Origin of the sequence: Spirochaeta isovalerica (assembly GCF_014207565.1) — a bacterium.
Classification (GTDB): domain Bacteria; phylum Spirochaetota; class Spirochaetia; order DSM-2461; family DSM-2461; genus Spirochaeta_F; species Spirochaeta_F isovalerica.
The window spans coordinates 349080-374963 of record NZ_JACHGJ010000002.1 but is presented as its reverse complement, the minus strand read 5'-3'; the positions used below and the strand labels follow the sequence as shown (position 1 = coordinate 374963).

Sequence of the window (25884 nt, the reverse complement as noted above, 5' to 3'; positions counted from 1 at the left end):
CCTTTCCTGACGGTAATTTCTGTAATTTTTAAACTATCGGTTAATTAATTGCAAGACTTAGGGAAAATTATTATAGTGAATTTCTATTATGATTAAACACAAACCGGTCAACCACAGGATCTCCTACCTCCTCTCTTTAAGTATTATTATAAAGCTCATAGCTGAAACGGGCTCTCAGATATTCAATCCTTTTCTCACAATCATCGCCGCGGGAGCCGGGATATCCGCAGTAACTCTCGGTAGTCTGGTCGGCGCAAGAAGCCTTCTCGGTTTGGTGTCTCCGGCGTTGGGAATACTATCGGACAAAATCGGTTACAGAAAAGTAATGCAGCTGTCGCTGACAGTTTCAGGATCGGGTCTGCTTCTAACGGGGTTATCCCGCACACCGCTGCTCTTCGCCGCCGGCCTCATGCTGACAGGCTTGGGGCAGGCCGGTTTCATACCGAGCATACAAGCCCACACCAGTTCCAGACTCCCCTATGAAAAACGGGCTATGGGAATCGGGATGCTGGAATACTCATGGGCACTGGCAGGCATCTTCGGACTTATGACAGCCGGTTTGCTCATCGAAAGATTCAGCTGGAGGGTTCCCTTTATTCTAATAGGCGCGGCTTTACTCATTGCCGTTCTGGTCCTTTTTACCCTTCCTGAAAGCGAAAAACCTCATCATTCTCCAGGCGATATGAAAGAAGAGAGGAAACTGACAGCTCTTTTTCATTTGGGAGGAAACCGCCGGTCGGCCTGGGGCGCCATAGCCGTACACGGTCTGCTCATGTTTTCATCCATGCACCTGATGATCATTCACGGGGGATGGCTGATCGATGAATACTCTCTGACTCCGGCTCTGCTGGGAACCGTCGCCCTGATTATGGGATGCACCGATTTGTCGGCCAGCGTTTCGGTCAGCCTCTTCGTGGACAGGTTCGGAAAAAAACGGAGCGTAGCCATGGGACTGACCGGGATGATCGCCGGATTTCTCATTCTCCCCTATTTTAATATAGGAATAATAGCTGCCGTAATAGGCCTGGTCATTCCCAGGACATTTTTCGAATTTGCCCTGGTTAGCAATATCGCCCTGCTCAGCGAACAGGCTCCTGACAGAAGAGGCAAGATCCTCAGCCTGGGGTCGGCTTCCACTTTAATCGGAATGACCGCAGCGGCTTCTCTCGGACCTTTGAATTACTATGGAATGGGTTTAAGAGGACTGACACTGATCAGCATGGGGACTTCGGCAGTTGCCTTGCTGGTTCTGCTTCTCTTTGTGAAAGAGATTGAACCGGACCAGATTTCTTAAAAATTACTCTAAATACTTAAGGCTTTGAGATCCGGGAAGCATTTCTTCAATAATTTCTTTCAACCGCCCGCTTTCCCGGAGTTTTGCATATCCCCTTTCAAAAGCTTCGGCATTCTCCCTGTTTCCGGGAATGGCCCTGGATAAAAGCAGGCAGAGATCGCTGACCTGAACAGGTCGGGGATGATATGTTATCCTAGAACTCTGAAGGGGTGTCAGATACTTGTCAATAAGATACTGCCCTACATCTACCTCGCAGGGCCACAGATCAAAGCGTTTGCTTTCAAGCATGAGAATGCTCTGTTCTTCCGATCTGGTCTCTTCAACCCTGACTATATTGCTTTCAATAGCGCTGCTGAGGGCCGGTCCGTAATTGTATCCCTCAATCATTCCTACAGACAGACCTCGCAGATCATCCATACCGGTCCAGTCAAAATCCAAATCTCTGTTATGGAAAAAGACCACATCCTCAAGGATCAGAGGCGTGCTGATATAGAAGAGGCTTTCTCTTTCCCCGGTGCGGTTCCATCCGACGATTCCATGCCAGATGCCGTCTTTTACGTTATCGTAGCCTCTTTTCCACGGTGCCACGCGGAAAACGACATCGAGTCCTTCTTCGGCAAAAGCTTCTTTCGTAATCTGAGCCAGAACACCGTATGGTTCGGTTGTACTTTTAATTGGTTCCCAGGCATTCATGGCAATGATTATTTTACCTGTATCCTGAGACAATAGCGGCGAAGCATTTAAAAAAATGGACATGAGCAAAAAAGCAAAGAATCTACGCAATATGAACCTTCTAAATCAATTATGAACCGTTGGGAAGGAGATTTCAAATCAGCGGGAATTAAATCCCTCTTCATAACTGACAGATTCGGTTATCCTCTCAAAGGAGAGGAGTATCCATAGATATATCAGATTCTCTCAGTCGGAGAATGGATCAGAAGATGAGAACAACGACCGAAAAACGCTTCTGGAAAGAATCATACAGAAATATGTGAACTGGAAATCCAAACAGAAATAAGGTCATGTAGTATACTTATGTAAAACATAACTGCATGGAGTTGAAGATATGAACAAAAAAATCCGCTGGGGTATCCTCAGTACAGCCAATATCGGCATGAAACAGGTCATCCCGGCGATGATGAAAGGCTCAAACTGCGAAATGGCAGCTATAGCCTCCCGCAATAAAAAGAAAGCCGAAGAAGCGGCGGCGGAACTGGGCATTGCCAAAGCTTACGGCTCCTATGAAGAATTGCTCTCGGACAGTGATATCGATGCCATCTACAACCCTCTTCCCAACCATCTCCATGTGGAGTGGAGCATAAAATGCATGGAAGCGGGCAAGCACGTTCTCTGCGAGAAACCCATAGCCCTGACAGTTGAGGATGTGGTAAAACTGATGGAAGCCCGGGACAGAACGGGCATGAAAATCAGCGAAGCCTTTATGGTCCGCTCTCATCTCCAGTGGCTGAAAGCCAGGGAAATGGTCAGAAATGGAGACCTCGGACAGGTAGGGTCGATTCAGGGCTTCTTCAGCTATTACAATACCGACGGAGATAATATCAGAAATAAGCCGGAATACGGCGGAGGCAGCCTCTGGGACATCGGATGCTACCCTATAAATACCTCGCGATTTATCTACGGAGAGGAACCGGTCAGGGTCATGGCGCTGACCGAATTCGATCCCGCTTTCAAAACCGACAAACTGGCTTCAGCCATTCTGGATTATCCATCGGGGCAAGCTATTTTCACAAGCTCGACACAGTTGGCGGGTCGTCAGAGGATGACTATTACTGGTACGGAAAACACCCTTGATGTGGAAATACCCTTTAACGCTCCGGCCGATGAGAGCTGTTCCCTCTATCTGGGAAAAGGCCCGATCAGGGATAGCGAAAGAGAGGAAATCAAAATAAAAGCCTGTGACCACTACACCCTTCAGGGAGAGAATTTTTCCCGGGCTATCCTGGAAAACAGTGAGGTTCCGGTGACTCTGGAAGATTCTCTGGCCAATACGAAAGTGCTCATAGCCCTCTTCCAATCAGCGGAAACCGGCAACTGGGTAAAAATAGAATAATTCAGGGAAAAATAAGCTCGATACAGCTTCCCGTCTCTTCGTTTTTGATTGAAATATCGCCTCCATGAAGACGCATGATCTGTCTAATCAGGCTGAGTCCTATCCCGGACCCCTCCGGTTTGGTTGTATAGAAGGGGAGAAGAGCCCGTTCCAGGCTTTCATCGGTAAAGCCCGAACCATTGTCCGAAACAGAGAGAACGACAGCTCCGTCCGACCTTGTACCACATGACAGGACAACGGTCGAGGCGGAAGCTTCCATGCTGTTTTTGACCAGGTTGATCAGCATCTGTTCAACCTGGGACAGATCGCCATTGATGAAGATTTCCCCCTCCCCTTCTTCACAGTTTACCTTAAGGTCAAAGAGATTCTCCGGCACAGACATCAGGATGGCGATGCGGGATAAGAGAGAATGTACACCAATAAGCTCCATCCGGGGGGACGGGATCTGGGAGAGCGATTTATAATTGTCGATAAACTTCATCAGATTGCTGCTTCTACGGGCAATAATCTCGATCGCCTCGACCAGATCGCTCCGCGGATCGTTCTCTACCAGAGTCAGGACCGAAGCCGCAAGAGAGGAGATGGGTGTAATGGAATTCATTATCTCGTGGTTCAGCGAGCGAATCAGGACATTCCAGGAATCAAGTTCTTTATCGTCCAGAGCTCTTCTGATGTTCTGAATGGACAGTATTCTCAAAGGCTGTCCATTGAGAATAAAATCCGAACTCTCCATAAGAACAGGTCCTTTATCCTTCAGCTCCAGAGTTCTGCAGAAAGGCGTTTTGAAATTCAACAGATCGTCGATGAGTTCTGAATCCCCGGGAAAACACTCCCAGAGATGACTGACATATCCGACTGAGAGCAATAGTCTTGCCGGTTTATTGAGAAGGTCTATCTGCCCTTCCCTGTCGAATGAAAGAAGTCCCACATTGACGTGATTCTGGATCACATCGAGCAGACTGTCCTTTTCTTCAATTTCCCGAAGCGATTCTCTATACTTTTCCTCAAGGTCATAAAGGAGATTATCTATTTTACTGTAGAGACGGTTCCCGTGGGTTAAACGGCTGCCTTGATTCTCATCAAGCACGACTGATTCGATATGGGCCACGATTCTGTCTTTTTCCCGTTGCTCTTTCCTGTAAAGGAGAAAGACCTGAAGGGGAATCAGAAGAGAAACAAAATAAGGGGTAAGAAGAAGATGACCCCGGGAAAATAAAAAAACTGCCAGAAGAGTATTAGCGATGATGAAAACCACTCTATAGACCATATTTTTCCATCTTTCGGTACAGGGTGGCGCGGGAGATTCCCAATAGTTCGGCAGCGCGGGAGAGGTTGCCTTCGGAAGCATCAATGGCCTCAGCAATGCCTGACATTTCCCGGTTCTCGAGATTGAAGTTCGAAATATTTTTCTCAGATACACCGGATCTCAGCGAAAAATCTTCTGCTTTTAATGGGCTCCCTGCCGCCAGAATGACCGCCCGCTCCACAAGATGCTTCAACTCCCGAACATTTCCCGGCCAGGGAAATTCAGTCAGCCTTTCCATCAGAGAGGGGGTGATTTTCAAATCCGGCCGTTTATATTTCCGGCAAAAAAATTGCAGAAAATGGTCCAGAAGTTCGGGGATATCCTCTTTTCTCTCCCTCAGGGAAGGCAGGGGGATTTCCACGGTATTGATACGGTAGAGAAGATCCTGGCGGAAACGGTTGTCTTCGATGAGCTTTTGGATATCGCTGTTAGTCGCGCAGATCAGACGGATATCGAAAGCCCGTCGGGAGACACCGCCCAGGGAAACAAGTTCCCGGGTCTCCAGAACCCGAAGCAGTTTTGGCTGCTGAGCCAGAGGGATATTCCCTATTTCATCGAGAAAGAGAGTACCTCCCGATGCCGCTTCGATTCTCCCTATGCGGCTTTTATCGGCACCGGTAAAGGCCCCTCTCTCATAACCGAACATTTCGCTTTCAAAGAGAGACTCGGGAATAGCGCCCATATCCACAGGCAGAAAAGGCGCATCGGACCTCTCCGAGGAATCGTGAATCAGCCGGGCGATCAGATCTTTTCCCGTTCCATTTTCCCCTGTAATGAGGACATTGGCATCGGTTCGCGAAACCTTCTCAACCAGATCGAGAACTTTTCTCATAGCCGGTCCCGATCCAATGACCTGGGTGCCGTTACATTCCGAAAGAAATTGATTTTGTCTTTTGAGAAGGGAGACTTCTCTTTTGGAGCGTCCGAGCTCAACAGCCATGGAGACGGTAGAGACGAGTTTTTCATTATCCCAGGGCTTTTGAATAAAGTCATAGGCTCCGTTCTGCATAGCCCGGACAGCCAGCTCCACATCGCCGTAAGCCGTAATGAGAATGACAACAGCAGCAGGGTCGTTCTCCCGGATTTTCTGCAGCCATGTCAGGCCCTCCTCGCCGTGAACCACCCCGCGGGTGAAATTCATATCGAGAAGAATAACCTGGAAATCAGTCTTTGCCATAAGGGCGGGAATCTGTTCGGGATCGCTTCCCGTTGTTACGGAGAAACCGGTCTGCGCAAGAGCGATCCGGGCAGCGGCGAGAATATCTCTGTTGTCGTCTACGATTAAAACATTGGGACTCATCACATTATACTAATTCACATTTACTCATAGCGCAAAGCTTCCGCGGGATTGGCCCCGGCCGCCTTGAAAACAATCGTTCCGATAAACAGCATTCCCGCCATTACAATAAGAAGAGCAGAAAGGAGAGACAGCAGGAAAAGGTTATGGACAGGAAAGGGATATCCCAGGCTTCCTACCAGCGGATTAATAGACACCATTCCCAGAACTATGCCTATGGAGACTCCCGAGGCGATGAGAATCAGAATCTCTCTCAAAACCTGAGTTATCACAGTCCAGAACCCCGCGCCGAGAACTTTTCTGATGCCGATCTCCTTCGTCTTCTGTTTCAGTGTCTGGAGTATGAGACCGAAAAGCCCCAGAGCCGAGAGAAAAAGCGTAATGGCCACTGTCAGATTCATAACCCTTTCCAGAGTCCGGACAACGGGAAGAACAATCCCCGCTTCAATGCTTTCGTCCATGTAATGATACTCGAAAATCCTGTCGGGAAAATACTCTCTCCACACTTGCCGGATTTCCCCGATATCGACATTATGACTGAGCTTAATCAATTGAAAATAAAAAGGACCGTTTTTCGAAATCACATGAAATTTCGGCATATCCCCATACGGCCCGTCGATGAAATAGTCCTCAATCACAGCCGACACCCTGTAGTTTACCGAATCAAGTTCAATAAGATCTCCCGGTTTCAGTTTTCTGTATTCATTGGCGCTCTTCATGATAACCGCGCCTTCTCTCTGAGAATCTCCTTCCAGAGTTTCCACCCCTATAGCTTTGAGGTAATCGGGATCGATAAATGTTACGATCTCGTAATGGGAAACGCCTTCCTCATCAGTAAAGAGATTCACATCACCCATACCGCCTGTAAACGGCGCGTATCCCGTATAGGAGACCTCTTCCACACCGGGAATTCGCTTCAGATCGCCTTTAAGACCTTCCAGTTTTTCAACCGGCTCCATGTCGAGGTCCCATCCGGGGAAAATGGAGATGAGGTTTTCGCTGTCGAATCCCGGATCGAGATTTTGAATGCGGCGGATTTCGTTATTGAATACGAGAGACCAGAGGAGAACAATGGAAGCGAAGAGAAACTGGGAGACCAGAAGGATTTTCTTTGATTTCCCCAATTTCAGAAGCTTTTTCCCCTTCAGGCTCTCAACAGGATCGAGAGAGGAAAGAAACAGAACAGGATAGGCTCCGGCCGCCGCACCGACAATGAGAACCAGCAACAGACAGAAAAGAAAAAAAGCCGGGGTGTAGGAAACAGCCAGATCAACTGAAACGAGATTGGAGAACGACGGCAGCAGCAGCTCCAGAAGAACGAGGGAAACAATCAGGGAAAAAAGAGTCAGAATAAACGATTCGGAAAAGAACTGTACGGCAAGATCCATTCTCCGGCTTCCCATGACCAGCCTGATCCCGACTTCCCTTGTCCGGGCCAGAGACTGAGCCGTGAGAATCGAAACCGTATTAATAATGGATATAATGAGCAGTAGCGAAGTGAGAAGACCGAGAAAAAGAATCATATAGAGAGGATTGAGAACATCGCCGGAATTCTCCCGGGAATAAAGATGGATATCCTTAAAATCTTCGAAGGAGAGCTCCATTGATGTAATATTTTCGTTTACCGGAATCTGATTGACTATTCCATTGATCTCTTTTTGAAGAATAGATTCGCTAAAACCGGCAACCGGTTTGAAATAGAGAGATAGTTTAACAGGGCTGTCAGGGCTATCGAACCCGATGTCAGATGATTTGTTTATAATATTTCTAAAAAAATCCAAAGGGACAAAAACCTGGGATCTGGCATTATACAGATGACTATTCGATGGAACACGGACGATTCCCGTAACCCTGAAGGGATTTCCCTGCCCGTCGATAAGATTGACCATTTTCCCCAGAGCATTACCGCCGGGAAAATACTTTTCTGCCAGCGTCTCTTCAAGAACTATGGAATCGGGTTCTGAGAAAAAAAGATCTCTGCTTCCGGCTACTACTTCGAAAGGAATCAGATTGAAAAAGCCGGGATCGACGCAATAAGCCATTTCAAAAAAGATATCTTCTCCATCCCTGATTCTGACTCCTTCATTCACAGCGAGCCGGACAGATTCACCAATCCCCGGAACATTCTCCCTTATCACTTCCGATACGTAATAATTGACCGAACGCAATCCTCCGACTAGTTCCCTTCCGTAAACATCCGTCGTCCGGCAGACCAGTCTTTTAATCTGGCTGTCCTCTGGTATAAATTCATCAAAATGACGATGATAATCGATAAAGGCGAAGAGAAGAAGCACCGAGGTAATCCCCAGAGCCAAACCGGCAATGGCAATAAAAGATGAAACTTTCTGCCGCGAAAGGGTCCTGAAAGTCAGAAGCAGATAATTCTTAAACATTAAGCGCCTCTTTAACCGATTCGGAGATAATTTTTCCATCAAAAAGGCGTATTCGCCTGTCGGCGTATTCGGCGTACTGCCTGGAATGGGTCACCATGATAATGGTGGCTCCGGCTTTATGAAGCCGGACAAGATAGTTCATAACCGTTTTCCCCCGCCGGGAATCGAGGTTGCCTGTAGGCTCATCGGCGAGAATGATATTCGGTCTGGTTATAATAGCTCTCGCCACAGCCACCCTCTGCTGCTGGCCTCCCGAAAGCTGCTGGGGAAAATGATTCCGGCGGTTTGCAATGGAAAAAGTCTTCATCATCTTTTCCACTCTCTCCCTGCGCTCTTTTTTTCCGACTTTGAGATATATGAGAGGCAGCTCGATATTCTCGTATACAGTCAGTTCGTCTATGAGATTGAAGCTCTGAAATATAAAGCCGATCTGCCCCTTTCTTTTGATTGTCCGTTTTTTTTCACTGAAGCCCGATACCTCTTCGCCATCAAAAAAGTACAATCCGCTTGTCGGCGAATCGAGCATTCCCAGAATATTGAGAAGGGTTGATTTGCCGCAGCCCGACGGCCCCATGATCGAAAGGAATTCACCTTTTTCCACAGTGAGATTAAGATGATCCAATACAGTGCTTTCCACCTCGTCGGTTCTGTAGATTTTTGTCAGCCCTTCGATTTTAATCATTTATATTTCTCCGCTTAATATAATTTTATCGCATTCGAGAAAGTCCGAATAACTTGAGACGATGACTCTGTCCCCTTTTTCCAGGCCCGAGAGAATTTCAACCCGGTTCCCGTTTTTCAGACCAGTGTCGACCGCGGTTTTCATAGCCGTATGATCATCAACAAGCTTGAAAACCCATGAGCCTGCCGTGTCCCGGTAAAAGCCTTCATCGGAAACAATCATTTTCATTTGAGAAACTCCGTGCTTTATGGAAAGGGTAAAAGTCTGGCCGCTGATAAGATTTCCCGGAAGCGGGGGGAGCAGAAAAAAATCGAGTCTGATTCTCCCGTCCCGTACGACGGGAGATATGGATGACAATTCGGCATCCCCATCGGAAAAAGAAGCCTTATCCCCGATGCTGATCAGCGGGAGATAAAACTCGTCGACATAAGCAGTCATTTTGAAATCCCCCTCTTTATCGATTGCGCCGATTGCCTCCCCCGTATTGATGTTCCGGCCGACGAACAAATCTTCAAGATTGAGAATCCCGGATACGGGCGAACATACAGTCAACCGCTCTATCCTGCGGCGGATTTGTGTCAAACTGTTTTCTATGCTTTGCAGCTTTCTTTTCTGCAGCTCTTCCTTAAGGGCCGCAATAGTCTTTTCACTCTCCCATACAGAAATAAATAACTCCTTTTTTCTATTTCTGAAATCCAGTTCCACCCGGCTGGCCGACAGCTTTTCTCTGGCAATCCCCCCCGACTCATAGAGCCGGGTATCTATTTCGACTTGCGTCACCAGACCGGCCAGAATGAAATCAATTTCCAGAAGCCGTTGCCGGAATTCCAGTTCCCGTCTTTTGAATTCCTCACTGCTCAGCGCCAGAATCAGTTTCTCCTCTTCACGGGACTGGATAAGCTTTTCCAGCTCCTGCTCCAGAACTTCATTTTTCAGACGGAGAATCGGGGTGCCTTTGCTGACTGAGACTCCGGAAGCCTGAAATATGGCATCAACTTTTCCTCCCTCATCAGCTTCTATAACCACCCGGGATTCCGGTTCGACTGTGCCGAGACTCCGGATTTCACGGGATATATTTTCCTCGCTCACCGTAGAAATCGTAATGCGCGATAACTTAGCACGTCCGGTCCGGTAAAACTCTCTCGAAAAGAGGAACTTCCCCAGAAAAACGGTTAAGACAAGAGCAAGGAACAGAAGGAAAATCTTTCCGGCAGTGAATTTCTTTTTTCTGATTGCACGATCCATCGTTCCTCCCCTGAAACAATTGCAACAATCGTGCCATAGTGAGGCAAGGTGTTATATCGATGTTTTAGAGAGCAGGAGCTGTATAATTGTGAAACATATGTCTCAGAATGAAACAGTCATAGACATTTCAGTTTTGTGCGGATTTGATAGAGAGAAGCCCTTCTTCCCCGTCAAAAGGCAGGGTTATGATAAAGTGGGCGCCTCTACCCGGATAGGAATCGACGCTGATTGTCCCTTTATGCCCTTCGTTGATAATGAAATAACTGACACTTAAACCGAGACCTGTACCGGCTCCGACTTCCCTGGTTGTATAGAAAGGCTCAAATATCATTCTCTTGACTTCATATGCCATACCGGGACCATTGTCGCCGATTGAAAGGATTAGATGTCTTTTATCCTTTGATGATTTCATATTTATATCGAAGACCGGATCCTCTGTAATATTCTCTGTCATAGCCTGTGTTCCGTTCCGGAAAATATTGAGGAGGACCTGCTGAATCCTGTCCCGGACACAGAACAGATCCGGCAGATTGTCCTCTATTTGAATATTCTTTCGTATCTTCTGGAAATCAGGATCCGTATCGGCAATCCTGATAGCATTTTCCAGCAATTCATGAGGTTCTTCCCAGGATCGATCACCTTTTTCATCTCTGGCAAAATAATGCAGATTCTCCACAATGTTGGAAATGCGCAGTCCCCCTGACGTAATATTATCTATCAGACTGGAAATGCCTCTTTTTTCCATGTACTGTCTGATGACTGTGCAGTCTGTACCCGATTCCTCTGCAGCTTTGTGATTTGACACATTATCGGTATAGCACATCAGCCTGCTGTTCAGAACATAAATGCTCTGCATCATCCCGGCAAGGGGATTGTTGATTTCATGGGCCGTTCCTGCTGCCAGGCGTCCCAAAGCCATCATTTTGTCATTCTTGACATAAATATCACTTAAAGCTCTGCGCTCCTGTTCCAGCCTTTTTCTATCTGTAATGTCGTGAAAGATGCTCAGGGAATAGCTGCCCAGAAAAACGATATAGAAATTACAGTGATGGATTACGCCGTTTTTCCCGGTCATAAGAAGTTCCCGGACCGGAGTATCGCGACCGTCCTCCCTGGCAAGAGCGGCTTCTTCAAGTATGGCTTCTCTCACTCTCTCCCGGTATTCCCGATCGGGGCAGAGAGCTTCCCACCATTGATCAAGGGTCACCAGATCCTTTTCTGAATATCCGAAAATCTCGGTGAATTTTCTGTTCAGCACTTCGACGTTCTTATCTTCTGCACTGACAACCAACATGGGAACAGGTGAAAGTTCAATAAGCTCTCTGAAGTTTTTCTCCCTTTTATGGATTTCCGCAAAAAGAGTCTCAAGAGGATCGGTCAGGGTCATCACGATCATGGCCTTGTACAGGAAATAGACGGAAATAAGTTTGAATATGTGTCCGATAAGATTGGAAATGTCGTAAACACCAATATAGAAGGTAAACATGATTTCACTGAGAATAGAAAGGAGCAATGACATGACAATGGAGACATACACCTCTTTTTTCAGGAGATGCCTTTTCAAAGAGAGAGATAGGACAGCCAGAACAAGAATCAGCGAAATAACATATTCGCTGACTTTTTTAAAATACGTCAGCCCCACCCCTTCTATATAACAGGCAGGAAAAAGATCCCACCGAAATAGAGACAGAAGCACGAAGATAAAGAATAGCGAAAAGGCAAATAGCACAGGATATTCACGATTCTTTCTGCTTATAAACAAAGGGGAAATCAGCATGGACAGGCTCTCCGTATACCGGGCGGCAATCCACAACTGCGTCGGGAGATCCGAATCATATCCGGGGAACACATTCATGCCTTTGTAGGCAAGAGTGTGAAGCAGATCCAGCGAACCGATAAAAAGATAGGCGATCCCCAGAAACACCAGGTACCCCGAATAAGCTATACCTCTCGTGTTCCAGGCGATAATAAAAATAGAAAAAGCAATAAGTATACTGATAAATTCGACAACGGAATGAAAGAGTAGAAAACTATAAAATCTCAGCAAACCGGTCAGACCAAGCAAAACAAGAATATAAACAAGAGAGGCATACCCGGTGTGCCTTTTAACCGCACTTCTCATATTTCTTTAATTCCATTATCCGACACTGAAACAGGAATAACAACAATCGAGTGAAGAACCTTACCGGGCCTGGCCCCCGGAGCTCAAGATTTTGTGAAGAATGAAAACATCAACAGAAAAAGGTCCCTGAGCATACTCCTGTATGTAAAGAAAACTTTTTCTGTTGAAGACGGAGAATCTGTTCCTAAATCAGCTCCTGTAGGATTTGAAGAGTTCGGTAAGGAACAGCCAGACCAACTCCAGACTGGGGATCCTCAGCTTCTCATCGGGAGAATGGCAATCCTGAATATCGGGACCGAAGGAAATCATATCCATCCCTTCGTAAATTGACCCGATGACGCCGCATTCTAGACCCGCATGAATAGCTTCGATAACCGGTTCTTTCCCAAAGGTTTTGATATATACCTCGCGGCATTTCTGCAGGAGAGGCGAATCCATATCCGGCATCCAGGCGGGATATTTTTCCTCGATCTCCACCCTGGCTCCGGCCAGTCCGGCAATAGCTTCAATTTTCCGGGACGTATACATCAGGTCTGACATAACGGAGCTTCTCTGGCTCTGCAGCACATAGAGGTTATCCCCTTCCAGCTTCATGATAGCCAGATTGTTTGAAGTCTGAACGAGCCCCTCTATGGCGGCGGACATTCTCTGAACGCCGTGAGGCATGGAAAGGAGAAGATTTACGGTTTTTGCCTGAGACTCAGCGGTGAGCATTCTGCTGTATGTTACGGACGGCGTGGCTGTTTTGATTTCCAGCCCTTTATCGACAAGGGAGTTTTCCACTTTGAACCGGGCTTCCACTTCACGGACAACTGTTTCCAGCTTATCCAGATCAGCAACTTTTACGGCCAGAACCGCATCAGATGTGCGGGCTATCGAGTTATGGGCTGTCCCTCCGTAAATATCGACCAGGCCGGCATCAACTTGCGAGAGGACCTGAGAGACAAGACGGGAAATAAGGACATTGGAACTCTCCCGGTTCGTATTGATATCCACGCCGGAATGCCCTCCCAGGAGTCCCGTTACAGTCATTTGAACCGTCTTGTGCCCTTCGGGAATATTCCTGTACTCCACCGGCAAGTGTATGATCGTGTTATTTCCCCCTGCGCAGCCGACCGTGAAAATGCCTTCATCTTCCGAATCCAGGTTAAGAAGGATTTTACCTTCCACGAATCCCGGCTTCAAGGCATTGGCCCCGTAGAGTCCCGTCTCCTCAGCAGTGGTAATGAGAATTTCAAAAGCGGGATGTTCCAGGTCTTTATCCAGTGCGGCCGCGAAGGCCATGGCGATGGCGATGCCGTTATCCGCCCCCAGGCTGGTGTCTTCCGCGGTCAGCCACTCACCGTCTATGACGTGCTTGATGGGATCCTTTGAAAAGTCGTGGTCCGAACCGTCAACTTTTTCGCAGACCATATCCATATGTCCCTGTATGACCAGTCCCGGAGCTTTTTCAAAACCGGGCGTGGCGGGAACTTTGATATTGATGTTCAAGGCTTCATCGGTGGAGCAGGCGAAACCGTTGTCCTCGGCCCATTCCATAAGCCATTTATGGATTTTTTCTTCCTGTTCCGATTGGCGGGGAACTTTGTTCAGTTCTTCAAATATATCGAGTATTCTCTGTACAGCTTCAGTCATATTGACACTCCTTTTAAATCCTTTTTAAATACCTGAAAAATATTATACAATTCTTTGGCAGTCCGGTCGACCGTCCATTTTCGCGATATATTGTCAGCTCGTATAGAACTGAAGAAAGGATGATTACTTGAATAAACGCTCGATTTATCTGATAGCATTATTTTTTATAGCCTCAGTTGCCGCGGTTTTCTATGTAACCGTCAGGGACAAGAACATCCCGGAAACGGTAAGGGAGCAACCGGTCGCGGAGAAGCCGGCGGACGCTCCCGAAAAGGTTGCGCCGGAAGCACCGGCGGAAACGCCGGCTGAGAAACCAGCTGACATTCCACAAGAGAAAGCTCCTGCGGAAACCATCACAGATAAGGGACCGAAAACTCTCTTCAATATACCCTCAGAGACCCTGAATTCCTTTACGCTTGTCGACAAGGGACGGACTTTCAGCTTTCTTAAAGAGAATGGAATATGGACCGCGGCAAAGGGATCTCTCAGCCGCTTCGACCCCGAAAAGATTCTGCCGGTTATAAAGGAACTGAGCCGCATTGATTCACTTAAGACCGTCAGCGACTCTCTTGAGACCGGTGATGAGAAAGGTATCGATCCCGGTTCCAGGTCCATAACCATCAGCGACGGGAAGCAAATTCAAACCATCTACCCGGGTTCCTACAGCACGGAAGAAGAGGGGTATTTTCTTTCTGTTGACGGATCGGAGGAAATCTATCTCGTGAAAAGATCACTCGGTTCTTCTCTAAAAATAGAAGCCGACGACCTGAGAGACAGAAAACTGCCCATGCCTGATTTGAGAAACATATCGACTCTTACCATTGAAGGCCCCTCTCACCTCTCCCTTATCCCCTATAAACGATTTGATCAGTTCGCACCGGATGATTTTGATCATATGCTGGACGCCCCCTACAGCAGGCTAATTCCTGTCGATGAGGACAGCTTCACCCTATTTCTGAACAGCCTGGGCCGGCCTCTCATGATTTCCGGTTTTATTGATCAGGGCCGACCGTCCGATTATGGAATAAATACGGAGAAAGCGGATTTCTCGCTTACCGACAGAACCGGCGAAGCTCTGATTCTTCATTTGGGTAAACCGGCAGGAGAAAAGAGAGTTTATGCGAAACTGGGAACAGAAGATCAGCTTTTCACTCTAAATACCGGAGATCTGGATTTCATGGATATATCTCCCTTCTCTCTGGCGGACAGACAGGTGAGGCCAATCGATCTTGAGAAGATAGATACGATCAATATTATCACTCCTGAACTGGCGCTTATGGTCGGCATCGATAAAAGCGGAGGAGCAAAAGCTTACACTCTCAACGGAATGGAGATCAGCGAAAGGGATTTTCTGGAAATTTATCAGACCGTAAGATCTCTGCACCTGACAGGAGAAATAGAGGCTCCGGTATCAAAGGCCGCCGCCGATCTGACGATTTCCTGGAAACTGAAAGACGGCGGTTCCCTATGGGCCGAAACGACGTTTCATCCCTATGACGCAAAGAATTATGCCGTCACTCAATACGGAGATTATCCGCCTCTGTTCCTCATTGACCGGGATCAGGTAGCGGCCATGGTGGACAAAGTTACCGCTGCGGCAGACCGGATCTACGGTTTCTAGACAACAAAGGGTATGACAAAAAGCGTCCAGCTCAGGATGAAAACCAGGGTCGGAACAATCAGTTTCGTCCCCGGAGAGACCTTTGCACTGTCTGTTTCGAGGGAAAGGTTCTCCACAGAGATGTTCTGAACGGCCATCAGCTTTTCATCGATCTTTTCTATGAAATTTCCCCGGGTCACTCTCTCCCCTTCAATGATTCTGTCAAAATAGAAAAAGACAAGGGAGAGAAGACTGCCTGTGCGGCCGGGGATCTGGAGATTTTTCCTCACCGAAAACCTTGATAGATAAATCATGCCGATCAGAAGTCCGGCCCGGGAGATTCCGTTTATAAGAGCCCCCTGAGTGACGGACAAACCGGAGATGGACAGCAGGACTTTCCCGTTGGGCGTGATCAGATTGGCGAAGATGATTCCGGCGGACATGAGAAGATTGGGAAGCAGCCTGAACTTCTTTCCGGAAATGATAGACGCCGAGATAAAAAGAAAGACCTGTATCCACCGGAAAAGCGGATCGCTTTGAAAGAGAAACGCCGGCGCCGCCGCCATACCCGCCCATAAAAAGAATTTCGGCTTATTCATCCAGAGCTCCCATCTGGTCGGCAAACCATCTTGACCGGTCTTTAAACCGTTCGGCGAAAATACCCAGAATAAGGGCACTGACGGTTCCGATTATCAGGAAAGGAGGGCCGATAATAAAAGCCGACCGACCGAAAATAAAAAAGCGGGCCAGAACCAGCTGAACCATATTGCTGACAAGTGCTCCCGCCAGACAGATTCCTATAAGAGAAATTCTTTTACCGCCGGCTTTGTATACCAGAAGCATAACGAGACCGCTGCTGAAAGATCCCGCTGCGGAAAAGAGAAAAATATAGGAGAAAAGGGTTCCGTTCACCAATCCCTGACCCAGAACTTTCAGAAAAATCAGAAGGAGGATTTTTCTGTCCGGAAGAAGAAAAAGAGCTATCAGGATCGGTAGATTGGCCAGCCCGAGTCGCATAAAGGGAAGAGGCTTGGGAATCAGGTACTCGATCATGGAAAAAAACATACAGAAAGCCGCCAGCATGGCGACCATATGAGATTCTTTACTGACTGATTGCATCGATTTCACTATCGCTTTCTCCCTGTAAGGTTACAAATACGCCGTTGGGAAGGCAGGCTGCCCAGTCATTAGGATTCTCAAGCCAACCCATTTGCACGCACAGTTTGTCGGGACAGGGAGAATCGGCGATATGGGCTTTCCCGTCTTTGATTTCGATGACCGTATCTCCCTGATTTCCGTGAATGTGTACGATTCTGTCTTCATCGAGTGAATAGATCCACTGATCTTCACCAGCTTCGATAAGAACATTGGAAGGCTCTCCGGCCTTTCCGTATACACTTAGGGAAAAAACAACTATGGCCGCTATATTAAGTATAAAAATGAGATAGTCGGCAGGTCTGAACAATTTTATAAACTTCATTTAAAACGCCTATTCTGGGCGCAGCATATACTCATTTACCAGATTCTTGAATCCCTCTTTGTCGAGAAAATCAAAGAAGATCGACGGTTTGCCTTTTAACAGGAGCTGTATAACCGATTTGAAAAACAGACCGGTCAATCCGCCGGGAGCATTCAGAATTTCATCCTCCGGCAGCATTCCGGACACGCACTCGCTTGCATGCTTTTCCCGGATTTCCTTAAGGACTGAAATATCATCAAGCTCAAGAGAAAATTCCGTCTTGCTGTACTTTTTATTCTGGCCCATCAGGGACATCAGAGCGTTCTGGCTCTCAAAATCCTCGAAGTGGATTGTATCATTTATGACAAAGAGGAGACCTCCGATATTCAATGGTCTCGCCCCTCCGGCTTCGCCGATATAACGGGCATAAGACATAAACCGGATTTTACCGCCGAACATCTCTTCCCGCTCTTTTTTAAACTCTGCTGCTTCATCCATAAATCCAGTCTATAGGATTTTAACTTTTTTGTAGATGATTTTTTTCACACTTTCTTCTAAAATCAATCTATGGATAATCCCGCTTTTAAAGATCAGGTCTCCTTAATCAGAGAAGTTTTCGCCTACACGCACCGGTTTAAAAAATCGACATTCGTTATAAAACTGGACAGCGCCATCATCGACGAACCGGCTTTTCCCGTTCTGGCCAGGGATATTTCTCTTCTCAAAGGAAACGGAATCCGTATTATTCTCATCGCCGGAGCCAAAGAGAGGATAAATGAAATCCTTCACAGATACGGAATAGAATGCGAGTTCCATAAGGGAATACGAATAACACCTCCCGAAGCCGTTCCTTTTATAAAAATGGCAGCCTTCGATACGGCGAACAAAGTCATGACCGCTCTTTCAGCCTATGGAGAAAACGCAGTCATCGGGAACTGGGTGAAAGCCCGGGCGCTCGGCGTTCAGGACGGTCTGGATTATCTCAACACGGGAAAAGTGGAAAAAGTCGATACAGTGACAATCAAGAAGCTTCTCGATGAAGCCCTGATCCCCATTATCCCCTCTATCGGCTGGAATTCGACAGGTATACCTTACAACGTCAACTCCGACAATCTGGCCGTCACCCTGGCGTCGGAAATGGAAGCGAGAAAGCTCTTTTATATTACCGGAAACGATATACTCATGACCCCTCCCTATAAAACAGCGGGATCGACCAATGTGTCCCGGGAAGGGCGCATCTCGAAAATGGATGTGCGGGCTGCTAAGGATTTTCTCGATCTTAACGAAGGTGTTCCCAATAGAAATATTATCAGCTGCTCCGTAGAAGCCTGTGAAAAAGGGGTCGACAGAGTTCATATCCTGGACGGAAGAATCGAAGGAGTCGTTCTGAAAGAGATTTTCTCATCCCTCGGAAGCGGAACGATGATCCACACCAACATTTACGAATCCATTAGGCCCATGAAGAGCGACGACGTTCCGGCTATTCTCAGCCTGATGCAGCCGCTGATTGAAAAAGGGCTACTGGTGAAAAGGACAAAGGAAGATCTTCTGACCTGGAAAAAGCATTATGCCGTGTACTCCATGGACAACATCATACACGGATGTGCCGCTCTCATCCCCTATGGAAAAGAATATGGAGAAATTGCCGCCATCACTGTCGACTCTACCTACAGCCACCTAGGTATAGGGAGAAGGCTGGTTTCTTTTTTTCTGGAAAGGGCCAGAGAGCAGGGGATCAGGCATATCTTCGTGCTGACAACCGAAGCGGCTGACTGGTTCCTCTCTCTGGGTTTCAGAACCGTATCCAGGGAAGAGCTGCCGCCGGAAAAACAGAAAAACTACAACAATAAAAGAAATTCAAGAATATTAATGATGGATTTAACAATCTGATGTCTTGAATTCATTTGTAAATTTGACTCAAATATCCTTTATTATTAATAGTGAAGGATTTAATGAACAAGAGAACGAAAATACTCAATATTTCATTATTCGTATTTTCTCTGGCTTTTTTTGCCCAAAACCTCTTCGGAGAAGGGGATCAATCAGTAAATTTCGCATTTATCACCGATACACCTCCCATATCCTTTATCAACGATTCGGGTGAACCCGATGGTTTTCTCGTAGAACTTTTCTCACGAATTCTCAATGAATTTCATGTCGAATATCAATTTGTCCCGACAGATTACGGCGATCTTTTCAGCAAACTGGAAAGTGGTGAAATCGATATATACGGGGCCTTATTTAAAACAGAATCCCGTCAGAAAATCTTTTATTTCGGCAAGGAGAGTATCTCCGGAGGCTGGGGACAGCTGTTTATTAATCGTCAGGAACAGTACGAAAGCATTCAATCTCTGACAAATAAAAAAATCGGAATGGTTGTCGGCGATGAAATCGGAAAGAATTTCAAGTCATTTATGGACGCACTGGAAATCCCTTTCACTGTTGTCGAGTACACCAGTTTCAGCTCTCTGATAAATGATGTCAAAAGCAATGAGATATACGGCGGCGTCATCTACAATTCCTACCTCCTCGGAGCGGAGGACATTAAAATCACACCGACGGTCTTCTCCCCGGAACCGGCATATCCCGTAACATCGATAACAGGACCCCATAAACTTCTTCTCGACAGGATTTCCCTGCGCCTATCCGATTTGAAAGACGATCAGAATTCCTACTATTACAGTCTGTACAGCAAATGGATCGGTCCTCATGAAAACCCCATGGAGAAGTACATACCTTCAATAATTGCTGTTATTCTTACTGTTTTAATAGCCACAGCCTTTCTCCTCATCAACAGAAGGATTCTCAAAAAAACAATACTGAAAAGAACGAGCGAACTGGAACAGGCTTCCACCATTCTGGAAAACAGCCTTGAGGGAATCGTCATCACCGATAAAGACCTGATTATAACAAAGGTGAACAGAGCTTTCGAGAAGATATCCGGTTACAGCGGAAAAGAGGTCTTAGGAAAATCCATTGTTGAATTGAGTTCTCCCGATGGGCGGATAGAAATTTTTGAAGAGATGCGGAAGACCATCGACAAAACCGGTAAATGGGTAGGAGAAACCTGGGATAGAAGGAAAAACGGCGTCATATTCCCCCAGCATAAATCCGTTGTGCTCATCCGCGACAAAAACGGAGAACCTCTCAATTACTCATTCGTCTGCCAGGACCTGACTCAGAACCGGGACCTGGAGAACAGATTGCATTATATGTCCAATTACGACAGACAAACCGATCTGCCCAACAAAAATCTCTTTTACGACAGACTTCTCATTGCGGGAATGAATGCCGACAGAGAGGGGAATATAGTCTGCGTCGTCAGCCTCGGTCTGGACAATTTTAAAAAGATCAACCGCTCTTATGGTCACCAGGTCGGTGATGAGCTGTTAAAAATGGTGGGGGACAGACTGAAAACCCTGTGCCGCCGTTCTGATACAGTCTCACGCTATGAAGGAGATGAGTTTACCCTGCTGCTAACGGATATCAACACCCAGGAAGACATCATACGAATCATAGAAAAGATCAGACTGGAAATGGAAAAACCATTCTTTATAGCCGGGAGAAAAGTGTACACGTCCTGCTCCCAGGGCATATCCCTATACCCATCGGACAGTCGCAGGATCGAGGATATCCCCAGAAATGCAAACCAGGCCCAGCATATGGCCAAAAAGGCCAGAAAAGGATCTTACTCCTTTTATAGAGAGGAAGATGACCGCGCACTGAAACTCCGCCATAAAAATGAAACGATGCTGAGATCCGCTCTTGAAAATGAGGAAATCCTCGTCTATTACCAGCCCAAATTTCACATCCATGAAAGCAGGATAACAGGCGTGGAAGCGCTGGTTCGCTGGAACAGGAATAAATCGGAAATCGTGTACCCCGATGAGTTTATTTCCATCCTCGAAGAGTCGGGCCTGATTATATCCGTGGGAGAATTCATTCTGAGAAAAGCCTGCAGCGATATAGCAGAGCTGAATGCTTCACTGGAAAGACCATTGAAACTGGCGGTCAATCTTTCGGCTGTACAGTTTACCGATCCCGGTCTGGTCGGGAAAATAAGGACAATACTGGAAGAGACATCATTCCCCTCGGAATTGCTGGAAGTTGAAATCACTGAGAGCATAGCCATGAATGATATTGCCAGTACCATGAAGATTCTCAACGAGTTAACCGCCATGAAAATCAGTATCGCCGTAGATGATTTCGGAACTGGCTATTCCTCCCTTTCCTACCTGCAGAAATTTCCCCTTTCCACTTTAAAAATCGACAAATCATTTATCGATCAGATGCAGAACAAAGAGGAAGATCAGGGTATTGTCAGGACGATAATCTCCCTGGCGGACATTATGAACCTCAACGTTGTAGCGGAAGGAGTCGAAACAGGCGACCAGATCGAGATTCTGAAAAACAACCGATGTGCAGAAGCTCAAGGTTATTTTATCAGCCGTCCCACTGATATCGGGAGTCTCAGGCTGATTATGGTGTCAAAGGATCCTAAACAGTCAGACAATTGACATAATTGGCAAAACATTGGAAATTATCAGATAAAATGAAACATCAAACTACCAGTTTTCAAAGCAGGATGATCAATAAATCTCTGAAGAAAATGATTCACGGGCTTTTCAGCGACGGGCTGAAACTGGAGAAACTGCGGAAAGATGATTTTCCCGAACCGGGACCGCTGGCCCGGAAGAGATGCCATATTGAAAAGATAGAGACCGAAGAGTTCTCGGGCCACTGGATATACCCCAAAAAGAAAGACTACGGGAAAACCATTCTCTATTGTCACGGCGGCGCTTATGTGAGCGGCCCCTCGCTGCTGCACTGGAGAGTTCTCAGTCATATAGCCTTATCGGGAAACTACAGGATTCTTATGATCAACTATCCGAAGGCACCGGAACACCCCTACCCGGCGGCTCTGAACGCTGTTTATTCTGCGTATCGGCATCTTCTGGAAAATACCGTTTCAGATGACATTATCCTGATGGGAGACTCGGCCGGCGGCGGTCTGGCCCTGGCGCTCTCAATGAAGCTTCGCGATGACAATCAGTCATTGCCGTCCAGGCAGATTCTCCTCAGCCCCTGGCTCAACTTAGCTATGGATAATGAAGACACACCTAAGCAGAGTGAGCTGGACAACATGCTGGCCCTCCCAGGACTCGCTGACGCGGCAGGATTCTACAGAGGGAAAGAAGACCCCAGGCATCCCTATATATCCCCTCTGTTCGGCAGTCTTGAGGGACTTCCCCCGACGCTGCTGATGATCGGGACTCTGGATCTTCTTCTCCCCGACTGTCGCGATTTCCGATCAAAAGCTGAAGCGGCCTCACTGGATCTCACCTATGAGGAATGGGACGACATGTTCCATGTCTGGATGCTCAACATCCCCTACATCCCCGAAGCCAGCGAAGCGGTCTCCCGCATTCTGGACTGGTTGAATTAATCGATCATCTCATCGGCCCGGCCGATGAGCATCTCCCCTTCCTCCTCCATCTGCCGGATGACCGAGACAATCCGCTGCTGGGCTTTATCGACTTCCGTAATCAGAACCCGTCCTTTTTCCTCAAGACATTTTTTCAGTTCATCAGCTTCAGCCGGGGGTATAGAGGTGAAAATATGCTCCCTGACAGAATCTTCGGCAACCATTTTCATTGCCAGGCAGAGATCCTTCAGGTCGACCCGCTGAGCCAGTCTGGCGACGGCCCGGGAATCAAGCAGAACAATATCTTCAAAAACAAACATCCGCTTCTTAATCTCTTCGGAAAAATGGCTGTCACTCTTATCCAGGCTCCCGATGATGTGTGATTCAACCGAACGGGGTGATAAACTGAGAATCTGAGTAACTTTTTCCACCCCTTTAACATCCGGTTCGGAGCTTTCGGCAATCTTGTTAAAACTGCCGAGCAGAACCTTTTCCACTTTATTAATGATTTCCGGTGACACCCTGTCCATCGTACCGATTCTTTTTATAATATCCGGTTGCAGCTCTTTTGGAAAATGACCGAGCAGCTCCGCTCCAAGGCCGGAATCGAGCCGGGAGAGAATCAGAGCGACCGCCTGTTTGTTCTCTCCGGAGAGAAGCTCATACAACAAGGGGATATCGGGTAATCCGATAAACCCGAAAGGTTCCCTTTTCTGAAGAGCCGCCGGCTGATCGCCTTCGGTGCTGAAGAAGACCTGATCGCTCAGCTGTTCCTGATTCAGCGAGAGGCGATCAATCTTTTCGGTCAGCGTTCTCGAAAGCTTTTTCATCTCTTCTGCGAGGCTTTTAATGCTGTCCTCATTGAAACTGTCCGCCTTCTGGTTCACATTTAGAAAGCCCGGAACCACGCCGCTGTCTCTCAGCCGGCTTTCAGCAACCTGGAATTTCATGGCGCTGCGAATTTTCTTATGGGTAAGGTCCATGACAGTTTCCCCGCCGGCTCTCAGATAAGAATGACCTTCTCCGAAAAGCGGAAGCCTGACAAGGCTTCCCTTTCTGAGCTGTCCGATCTGCCTCAGGCTCAAATCTTCTGCTTCAGTCAGGACTTCGCAATCGAGTTTCAGGGAAATGATATTTTCCGATGGAACGCAATCCTCTCTCTCATTTCTCACTCTGGAAAACCAATATTGTGCGCTCAGTTTTTCAATGAGAGGTTCAATTGTCAGAAAGGGGATGCAGAAATTGATACGGCCCTCATGTCCTTCCAGCACGACTTTAAGGCTGACCAGAACGACCATCTCCGTAGGAGGGACAATCATAGCCATTTGGGGATTGGTCTCTATCTGCCCCACTTCTGGTTCTAAATGAATCAACGGCTCCCAGGAAACGGCCAGATCCTTCAATAAGACATCTGCTATACTGCTGCTGACTGAACGCTCCATGGGAGACAGCTCTCTGTTTTCCACAGATTCCATTCCCGATCCACCAAAAAGCAGATCACAGAGGGGAAAAGAGATATCCGGATCAATCTGAATTATGGCGCTGCCTCTCAGAGGATGCATATTGACAACGGCTATGGCCGTCGGATCGGGAATGGAGTCTATAAACTCAAAATAAGCCAGCTGATCGACCTGCGCGACCGACAGGTCGATTTTCTTCCTGATTTTTCCTGAAAGGGAGACCGTAACCAACCGGCAGAATGATTCATGAACGATCGAAAGGGTCCGTATCTGCTCCAATGAGAACTTATCAGGTCTTTTAAAATCATATTTCTTGACACGGTACTCCCGGTTTTCCTTGCGAGCCGAAGCCATTATGGCGCTTCCGTGAACGTTTTCCACTTTGAATTCTTCTTCCATAGCCTTAACCCTTCTTCAAGATCTCTGTTACGCGGATTCCGAAGCACTCATCGATTACGACAACTTCGCCTTTAGCTATTTTTGTACCGGAAGCAACGAGATCCACAGGTTCTCCGGCAATTGAATGAAGTTCGATAATTGTTCCCGGCCCCATAGAGGCAAAATCCTCAAGCTTCAGTTCGGTATCTCCTAAAACAACCTCGACAGGTACTTTGACATCATTAATTCTTCCCTCTTTCATTTATTTCTCCTCCCCGTACATCTCTTTTACTTTAAAAAAGTAACCGCCCTGTTTTTTTACAATGGTTCCATGGGCAATAGAACAGCCGTTCACTTCAAGCTCGTATTCTTCATCCCCTCTTTCCTCGACAGAAAAGACGCCCTTCGATTCAAGAGAAAGAAGCTCCTCGGCGCTCATTTTCTTCCGATGGAGCACAACATTGGCCGGAAGCCTCACTTCTCCGGCTATTGGCGATGTTTTTAAAAAATCTCTCATTTCCTCATCTCCTTCTCATTTTGACTTAATTATGCGCCCATAGGGATTTACGGTCTGACACTATTCATCCGAACCGGGGCTTTTGTTCTTTCACAATTTTTACTCCAGTATTTTCTTTCTGAACTCTCCCGGAGAACAGCCTTTGAGTTTTCTGAAATACCGGTTGAAAAAAGATACATTGTTGTACCCTACGGTCATGGCTATTTCCAGAATAGCCAGATTGGTGTTTTTGAGGAGCTGTACGGCGCGGCCGATCCTCATCCTGTTTATGTATTCAAAAAGAGGCAGGCCCATCTTTTCCCTGAAGGCCCGGGAAAAATAGGAGGGGTTCAAATTGCACCTGACGGCCAATTCCTCCAAAGTGAACGGGATATCGTAGTTAGAGTCTATAAACTCCGCGACATCTTCTATCTGCCAGACTCTCTGACTGACCGACCATGTCTCGATGTCCGCCTGCGATAGAGCCCCTTCTCTTCTCAACAGAATGAGTATCTCGAAAATCTGGAAATGTATCATATCCAGATAATCGCTCCGCTTCAGACCCGTTTCTTCACTGATAATGTCAAGAAGAGGTTCCAGACGGAGAACCGAATGGCCGGAAAGGCAGTAAGCCCGGAACGGTCCCGTTTTTACCGAAGGCAACAGACTCGACAGAGCCGATCCGATAGAACTTTTCAGTAGTGAGTTGATATAGGATATGCGGCAGTCGAGTAATCGGGCCCGTCCCCGTCCACGGACACGGAAAGACAGCGCTGAAGGCATAATAAAGGCACAGCTGTCCTGTACATCGAGAACTGTCCCGCCCAGATGCACAGACGCGCTACCCTCAAGCTGAAAAAAGAAAAGAAGCCTTCCCTCTTCCGGCGTGGAGACATGATGATATGAGTCATGATAAATCTGACAGATTACGGGACCGGAGTGAATCATCTCCTTTTATTGTAAGGGAGATATACATTCCGGTCTCACACTATTTTTACATGAGCCCCGATGCCGGGGCGAA

The 25884-nt window shown here is 47.1% G+C and carries 22 protein-coding genes; 6 read left to right on the top strand and 16 right to left on the bottom strand.

Annotation, left to right across the window (positions count from 1 at the left end; all coding sequences use genetic code 11):
• Nucleotides 1-88: 88 nt before the first annotated feature.
• Nucleotides 89-1294 carry an MFS transporter gene (locus HNR50_RS06595; RefSeq protein WP_184745108.1) on the top strand — a complete coding sequence of 402 codons (1206 nt, stop codon included), beginning with the start codon at nucleotides 89-91 and terminating at the stop codon, nucleotides 1292-1294.
• A 3-nt stretch (nucleotides 1295-1297) separates the two neighbouring features.
• Here HNR50_RS06595 and HNR50_RS06590 read toward each other — a convergent pair whose 3' ends face one another.
• The gene (locus HNR50_RS06590) at nucleotides 1298-2077 is read right to left on the bottom strand and encodes a substrate-binding periplasmic protein (RefSeq protein WP_184745106.1); all 780 of its coding nucleotides are present in this window, start codon (nucleotides 2075-2077) and stop codon (nucleotides 1298-1300) included.
• A 283-nt stretch (nucleotides 2078-2360) separates the two neighbouring features.
• Between HNR50_RS06590 and HNR50_RS06585 the strand changes: the two genes are divergently transcribed.
• A complete protein-coding gene (locus HNR50_RS06585; protein ID WP_184745104.1) occupies nucleotides 2361-3365 on the top strand; it encodes a Gfo/Idh/MocA family protein in 1005 nt (334 codons plus the stop codon).
• Between the two features lies 1 nt (nucleotide 3366).
• On the opposite strand, the gene HNR50_RS06580 is transcribed toward HNR50_RS06585, so the two are convergent.
• The 7 genes from HNR50_RS06580 to HNR50_RS06550 form a co-directional block, all read right to left on the bottom strand.
• Nucleotides 3367-4632 (bottom strand): sensor histidine kinase, encoded by a 1266-nt coding sequence (locus tag HNR50_RS06580; RefSeq protein WP_184745102.1) that lies wholly within the window; start codon nucleotides 4630-4632, stop codon nucleotides 3367-3369.
• A complete protein-coding gene (locus tag HNR50_RS06575) occupies nucleotides 4622-5971 on the bottom strand; it encodes a sigma-54-dependent transcriptional regulator (RefSeq protein ID WP_184745099.1) in 1350 nt (449 codons plus the stop codon). Before HNR50_RS06575 ends, HNR50_RS06580 begins: the two co-directional genes overlap by 11 nt.
• A gap of 20 nt (nucleotides 5972-5991) precedes the next feature.
• Nucleotides 5992-8361 (bottom strand): ABC transporter permease, encoded by a 2370-nt coding sequence (locus tag HNR50_RS06570; protein WP_184745097.1) that lies wholly within the window; start codon nucleotides 8359-8361, stop codon nucleotides 5992-5994.
• On the bottom strand, nucleotides 8354-9043 hold the full coding sequence (locus HNR50_RS06565; RefSeq protein ID WP_184745095.1) for an ABC transporter ATP-binding protein: 690 nt from the start codon (nucleotides 9041-9043) through the stop codon (nucleotides 8354-8356). The genes HNR50_RS06570 and HNR50_RS06565 overlap by 8 nt, the downstream gene beginning before the upstream one ends.
• Nucleotides 9044-10288 carry an efflux RND transporter periplasmic adaptor subunit gene (locus tag HNR50_RS06560; RefSeq protein ID WP_184745093.1) on the bottom strand — a complete coding sequence of 415 codons (1245 nt, stop codon included), beginning with the start codon at nucleotides 10286-10288 and terminating at the stop codon, nucleotides 9044-9046.
• Nucleotides 10289-10415: 127 nt separating this feature from the next.
• Nucleotides 10416-12353, bottom strand: coding sequence for an MASE3 domain-containing protein (locus tag HNR50_RS06555; RefSeq protein ID WP_184745092.1), 1938 nt, complete (start codon nucleotides 12351-12353; stop codon nucleotides 10416-10418).
• A 246-nt stretch (nucleotides 12354-12599) separates the two neighbouring features.
• Complete coding sequence (locus HNR50_RS06550; RefSeq protein ID WP_184745091.1) at nucleotides 12600-14045, bottom strand: aminoacyl-histidine dipeptidase; 1446 nt, start codon at nucleotides 14043-14045, stop codon at nucleotides 12600-12602.
• A 127-nt stretch (nucleotides 14046-14172) separates the two neighbouring features.
• Here HNR50_RS06550 and HNR50_RS06545 point away from each other — a divergent pair, with 127 nt between their 5' ends.
• Nucleotides 14173-15666, top strand: coding sequence for a DUF4340 domain-containing protein (locus HNR50_RS06545; protein ID WP_184745090.1), 1494 nt, complete (start codon nucleotides 14173-14175; stop codon nucleotides 15664-15666).
• On the opposite strand, the gene HNR50_RS06540 is transcribed toward HNR50_RS06545, so the two are convergent.
• Genes HNR50_RS06540 through HNR50_RS06525 form a run of 4 tightly spaced genes read right to left on the bottom strand, consistent with a single transcriptional unit; the run spans nucleotide 15663 to nucleotide 17602 of the window.
• A complete protein-coding gene (locus HNR50_RS06540) occupies nucleotides 15663-16244 on the bottom strand; it encodes a hypothetical protein (RefSeq protein ID WP_184745089.1) in 582 nt (193 codons plus the stop codon). The two genes, HNR50_RS06545 and HNR50_RS06540, sit on opposite strands and share 4 nt — an antisense overlap.
• Nucleotides 16237-16764 (bottom strand): Gx transporter family protein, encoded by a 528-nt coding sequence (locus HNR50_RS06535; RefSeq protein ID WP_184746300.1) that lies wholly within the window; start codon nucleotides 16762-16764, stop codon nucleotides 16237-16239. The genes HNR50_RS06540 and HNR50_RS06535 overlap by 8 nt, the downstream gene beginning before the upstream one ends.
• Nucleotides 16748-17125, bottom strand: coding sequence for a NusG domain II-containing protein (locus HNR50_RS06530; protein WP_184745088.1), 378 nt, complete (start codon nucleotides 17123-17125; stop codon nucleotides 16748-16750). Before HNR50_RS06530 ends, HNR50_RS06535 begins: the two co-directional genes overlap by 17 nt.
• A gap of 9 nt (nucleotides 17126-17134) precedes the next feature.
• Complete coding sequence (locus HNR50_RS06525; RefSeq protein WP_184745087.1) at nucleotides 17135-17602, bottom strand: hypothetical protein; 468 nt, start codon at nucleotides 17600-17602, stop codon at nucleotides 17135-17137.
• A gap of 69 nt (nucleotides 17603-17671) precedes the next feature.
• Between HNR50_RS06525 and argA the strand changes: the two genes are divergently transcribed.
• The 3 genes from argA (at nucleotide 17672) to HNR50_RS06510 (ending at nucleotide 22550) form a co-directional block, all read left to right on the top strand.
• Nucleotides 17672-18994: an amino-acid N-acetyltransferase gene (gene argA / locus HNR50_RS06520; protein ID WP_184745086.1), complete on the top strand. Its 1323-nt coding sequence runs from the start codon at nucleotides 17672-17674 to the stop codon at nucleotides 18992-18994.
• Between the two features lie 62 nt (nucleotides 18995-19056).
• On the top strand, nucleotides 19057-21621 hold the full coding sequence (locus HNR50_RS06515; RefSeq protein WP_184745085.1) for an EAL domain-containing protein: 2565 nt from the start codon (nucleotides 19057-19059) through the stop codon (nucleotides 21619-21621).
• A 35-nt stretch (nucleotides 21622-21656) separates the two neighbouring features.
• Nucleotides 21657-22550, top strand: a complete 894-nt coding sequence (locus tag HNR50_RS06510) for an alpha/beta hydrolase (RefSeq protein WP_184745084.1) — start codon at nucleotides 21657-21659, stop codon at nucleotides 22548-22550.
• Here HNR50_RS06510 and fliM read toward each other — a convergent pair.
• The 4 genes from fliM to HNR50_RS06490 form a co-directional block, all read right to left on the bottom strand.
• Nucleotides 22547-24388: a flagellar motor switch protein FliM gene (gene fliM, locus HNR50_RS06505; protein WP_184745083.1), complete on the bottom strand. Its 1842-nt coding sequence runs from the start codon at nucleotides 24386-24388 to the stop codon at nucleotides 22547-22549. The genes HNR50_RS06510 and fliM overlap by 4 nt on opposite strands.
• 4 nt (nucleotides 24389-24392) lie before the next feature.
• Complete coding sequence (locus HNR50_RS06500) at nucleotides 24393-24629, bottom strand: FliM/FliN family flagellar motor switch protein (RefSeq protein ID WP_184745082.1); 237 nt, start codon at nucleotides 24627-24629, stop codon at nucleotides 24393-24395.
• Nucleotides 24630-24884, bottom strand: a complete 255-nt coding sequence (locus HNR50_RS06495) for a FliM/FliN family flagellar motor C-terminal domain-containing protein (protein WP_184745081.1) — start codon at nucleotides 24882-24884, stop codon at nucleotides 24630-24632. It lies immediately after the preceding gene.
• 99 nt (nucleotides 24885-24983) lie between these two features.
• On the bottom strand, nucleotides 24984-25811 hold the full coding sequence (locus tag HNR50_RS06490) for a helix-turn-helix transcriptional regulator (protein ID WP_184745079.1): 828 nt from the start codon (nucleotides 25809-25811) through the stop codon (nucleotides 24984-24986).
• Between the last annotated feature and the right edge of the window lie 73 nt (nucleotides 25812-25884).

Excerpts from the sequence above, each read along its gene's own strand:
- HNR50_RS06585 (WP_184745104.1), top strand. The coding sequence starts at position 2,361 with ATGAACAAAAAAATCCGCTGGGGTATCCTCAGTACAGCCAATATCGGC.
- HNR50_RS06510 (WP_184745084.1), top strand. The coding sequence starts at position 21,657 with ATGAAACATCAAACTACCAGTTTTCAAAGCAGGATGATCAATAAATCT.
- argA (WP_184745086.1), top strand. The coding sequence starts at position 17,672 with ATGGATAATCCCGCTTTTAAAGATCAGGTCTCCTTAATCAGAGAAGTT.
- HNR50_RS06580 (WP_184745102.1), bottom strand. The coding sequence starts at position 4,632 with ATGGTCTATAGAGTGGTTTTCATCATCGCTAATACTCTTCTGGCAGTT.
- HNR50_RS06550 (WP_184745091.1), bottom strand. The coding sequence starts at position 14,045 with ATGACTGAAGCTGTACAGAGAATACTCGATATATTTGAAGAACTGAAC.
- HNR50_RS06495 (WP_184745081.1), bottom strand. The coding sequence starts at position 24,884 with ATGAGAGATTTTTTAAAAACATCGCCAATAGCCGGAGAAGTGAGGCTT.
- HNR50_RS06490 (WP_184745079.1), bottom strand. The coding sequence starts at position 25,811 with ATGATTCACTCCGGTCCCGTAATCTGTCAGATTTATCATGACTCATAT.
- HNR50_RS06595 (WP_184745108.1), top strand. The coding sequence starts at position 89 with ATGATTAAACACAAACCGGTCAACCACAGGATCTCCTACCTCCTCTCT.
- HNR50_RS06515 (WP_184745085.1), top strand. The coding sequence starts at position 19,057 with ATGAACAAGAGAACGAAAATACTCAATATTTCATTATTCGTATTTTCT.
- HNR50_RS06540 (WP_184745089.1), bottom strand. The coding sequence starts at position 16,244 with ATGAATAAGCCGAAATTCTTTTTATGGGCGGGTATGGCGGCGGCGCCG.
- HNR50_RS06565 (WP_184745095.1), bottom strand. The coding sequence starts at position 9,043 with ATGATTAAAATCGAAGGGCTGACAAAAATCTACAGAACCGACGAGGTG.
- HNR50_RS06525 (WP_184745087.1), bottom strand. The coding sequence starts at position 17,602 with ATGGATGAAGCAGCAGAGTTTAAAAAAGAGCGGGAAGAGATGTTCGGC.
- HNR50_RS06500 (WP_184745082.1), bottom strand. The coding sequence starts at position 24,629 with ATGAAAGAGGGAAGAATTAATGATGTCAAAGTACCTGTCGAGGTTGTT.
- fliM (WP_184745083.1), bottom strand. The coding sequence starts at position 24,388 with ATGGAAGAAGAATTCAAAGTGGAAAACGTTCACGGAAGCGCCATAATG.
- HNR50_RS06560 (WP_184745093.1), bottom strand. The coding sequence starts at position 10,288 with ATGGATCGTGCAATCAGAAAAAAGAAATTCACTGCCGGAAAGATTTTC.
- HNR50_RS06575 (WP_184745099.1), bottom strand. The coding sequence starts at position 5,971 with ATGAGTCCCAATGTTTTAATCGTAGACGACAACAGAGATATTCTCGCC.
- HNR50_RS06535 (WP_184746300.1), bottom strand. The coding sequence starts at position 16,764 with ATGCAATCAGTCAGTAAAGAATCTCATATGGTCGCCATGCTGGCGGCT.
- HNR50_RS06530 (WP_184745088.1), bottom strand. The coding sequence starts at position 17,125 with ATGAAGTTTATAAAATTGTTCAGACCTGCCGACTATCTCATTTTTATA.
- HNR50_RS06570 (WP_184745097.1), bottom strand. The coding sequence starts at position 8,361 with ATGTTTAAGAATTATCTGCTTCTGACTTTCAGGACCCTTTCGCGGCAG.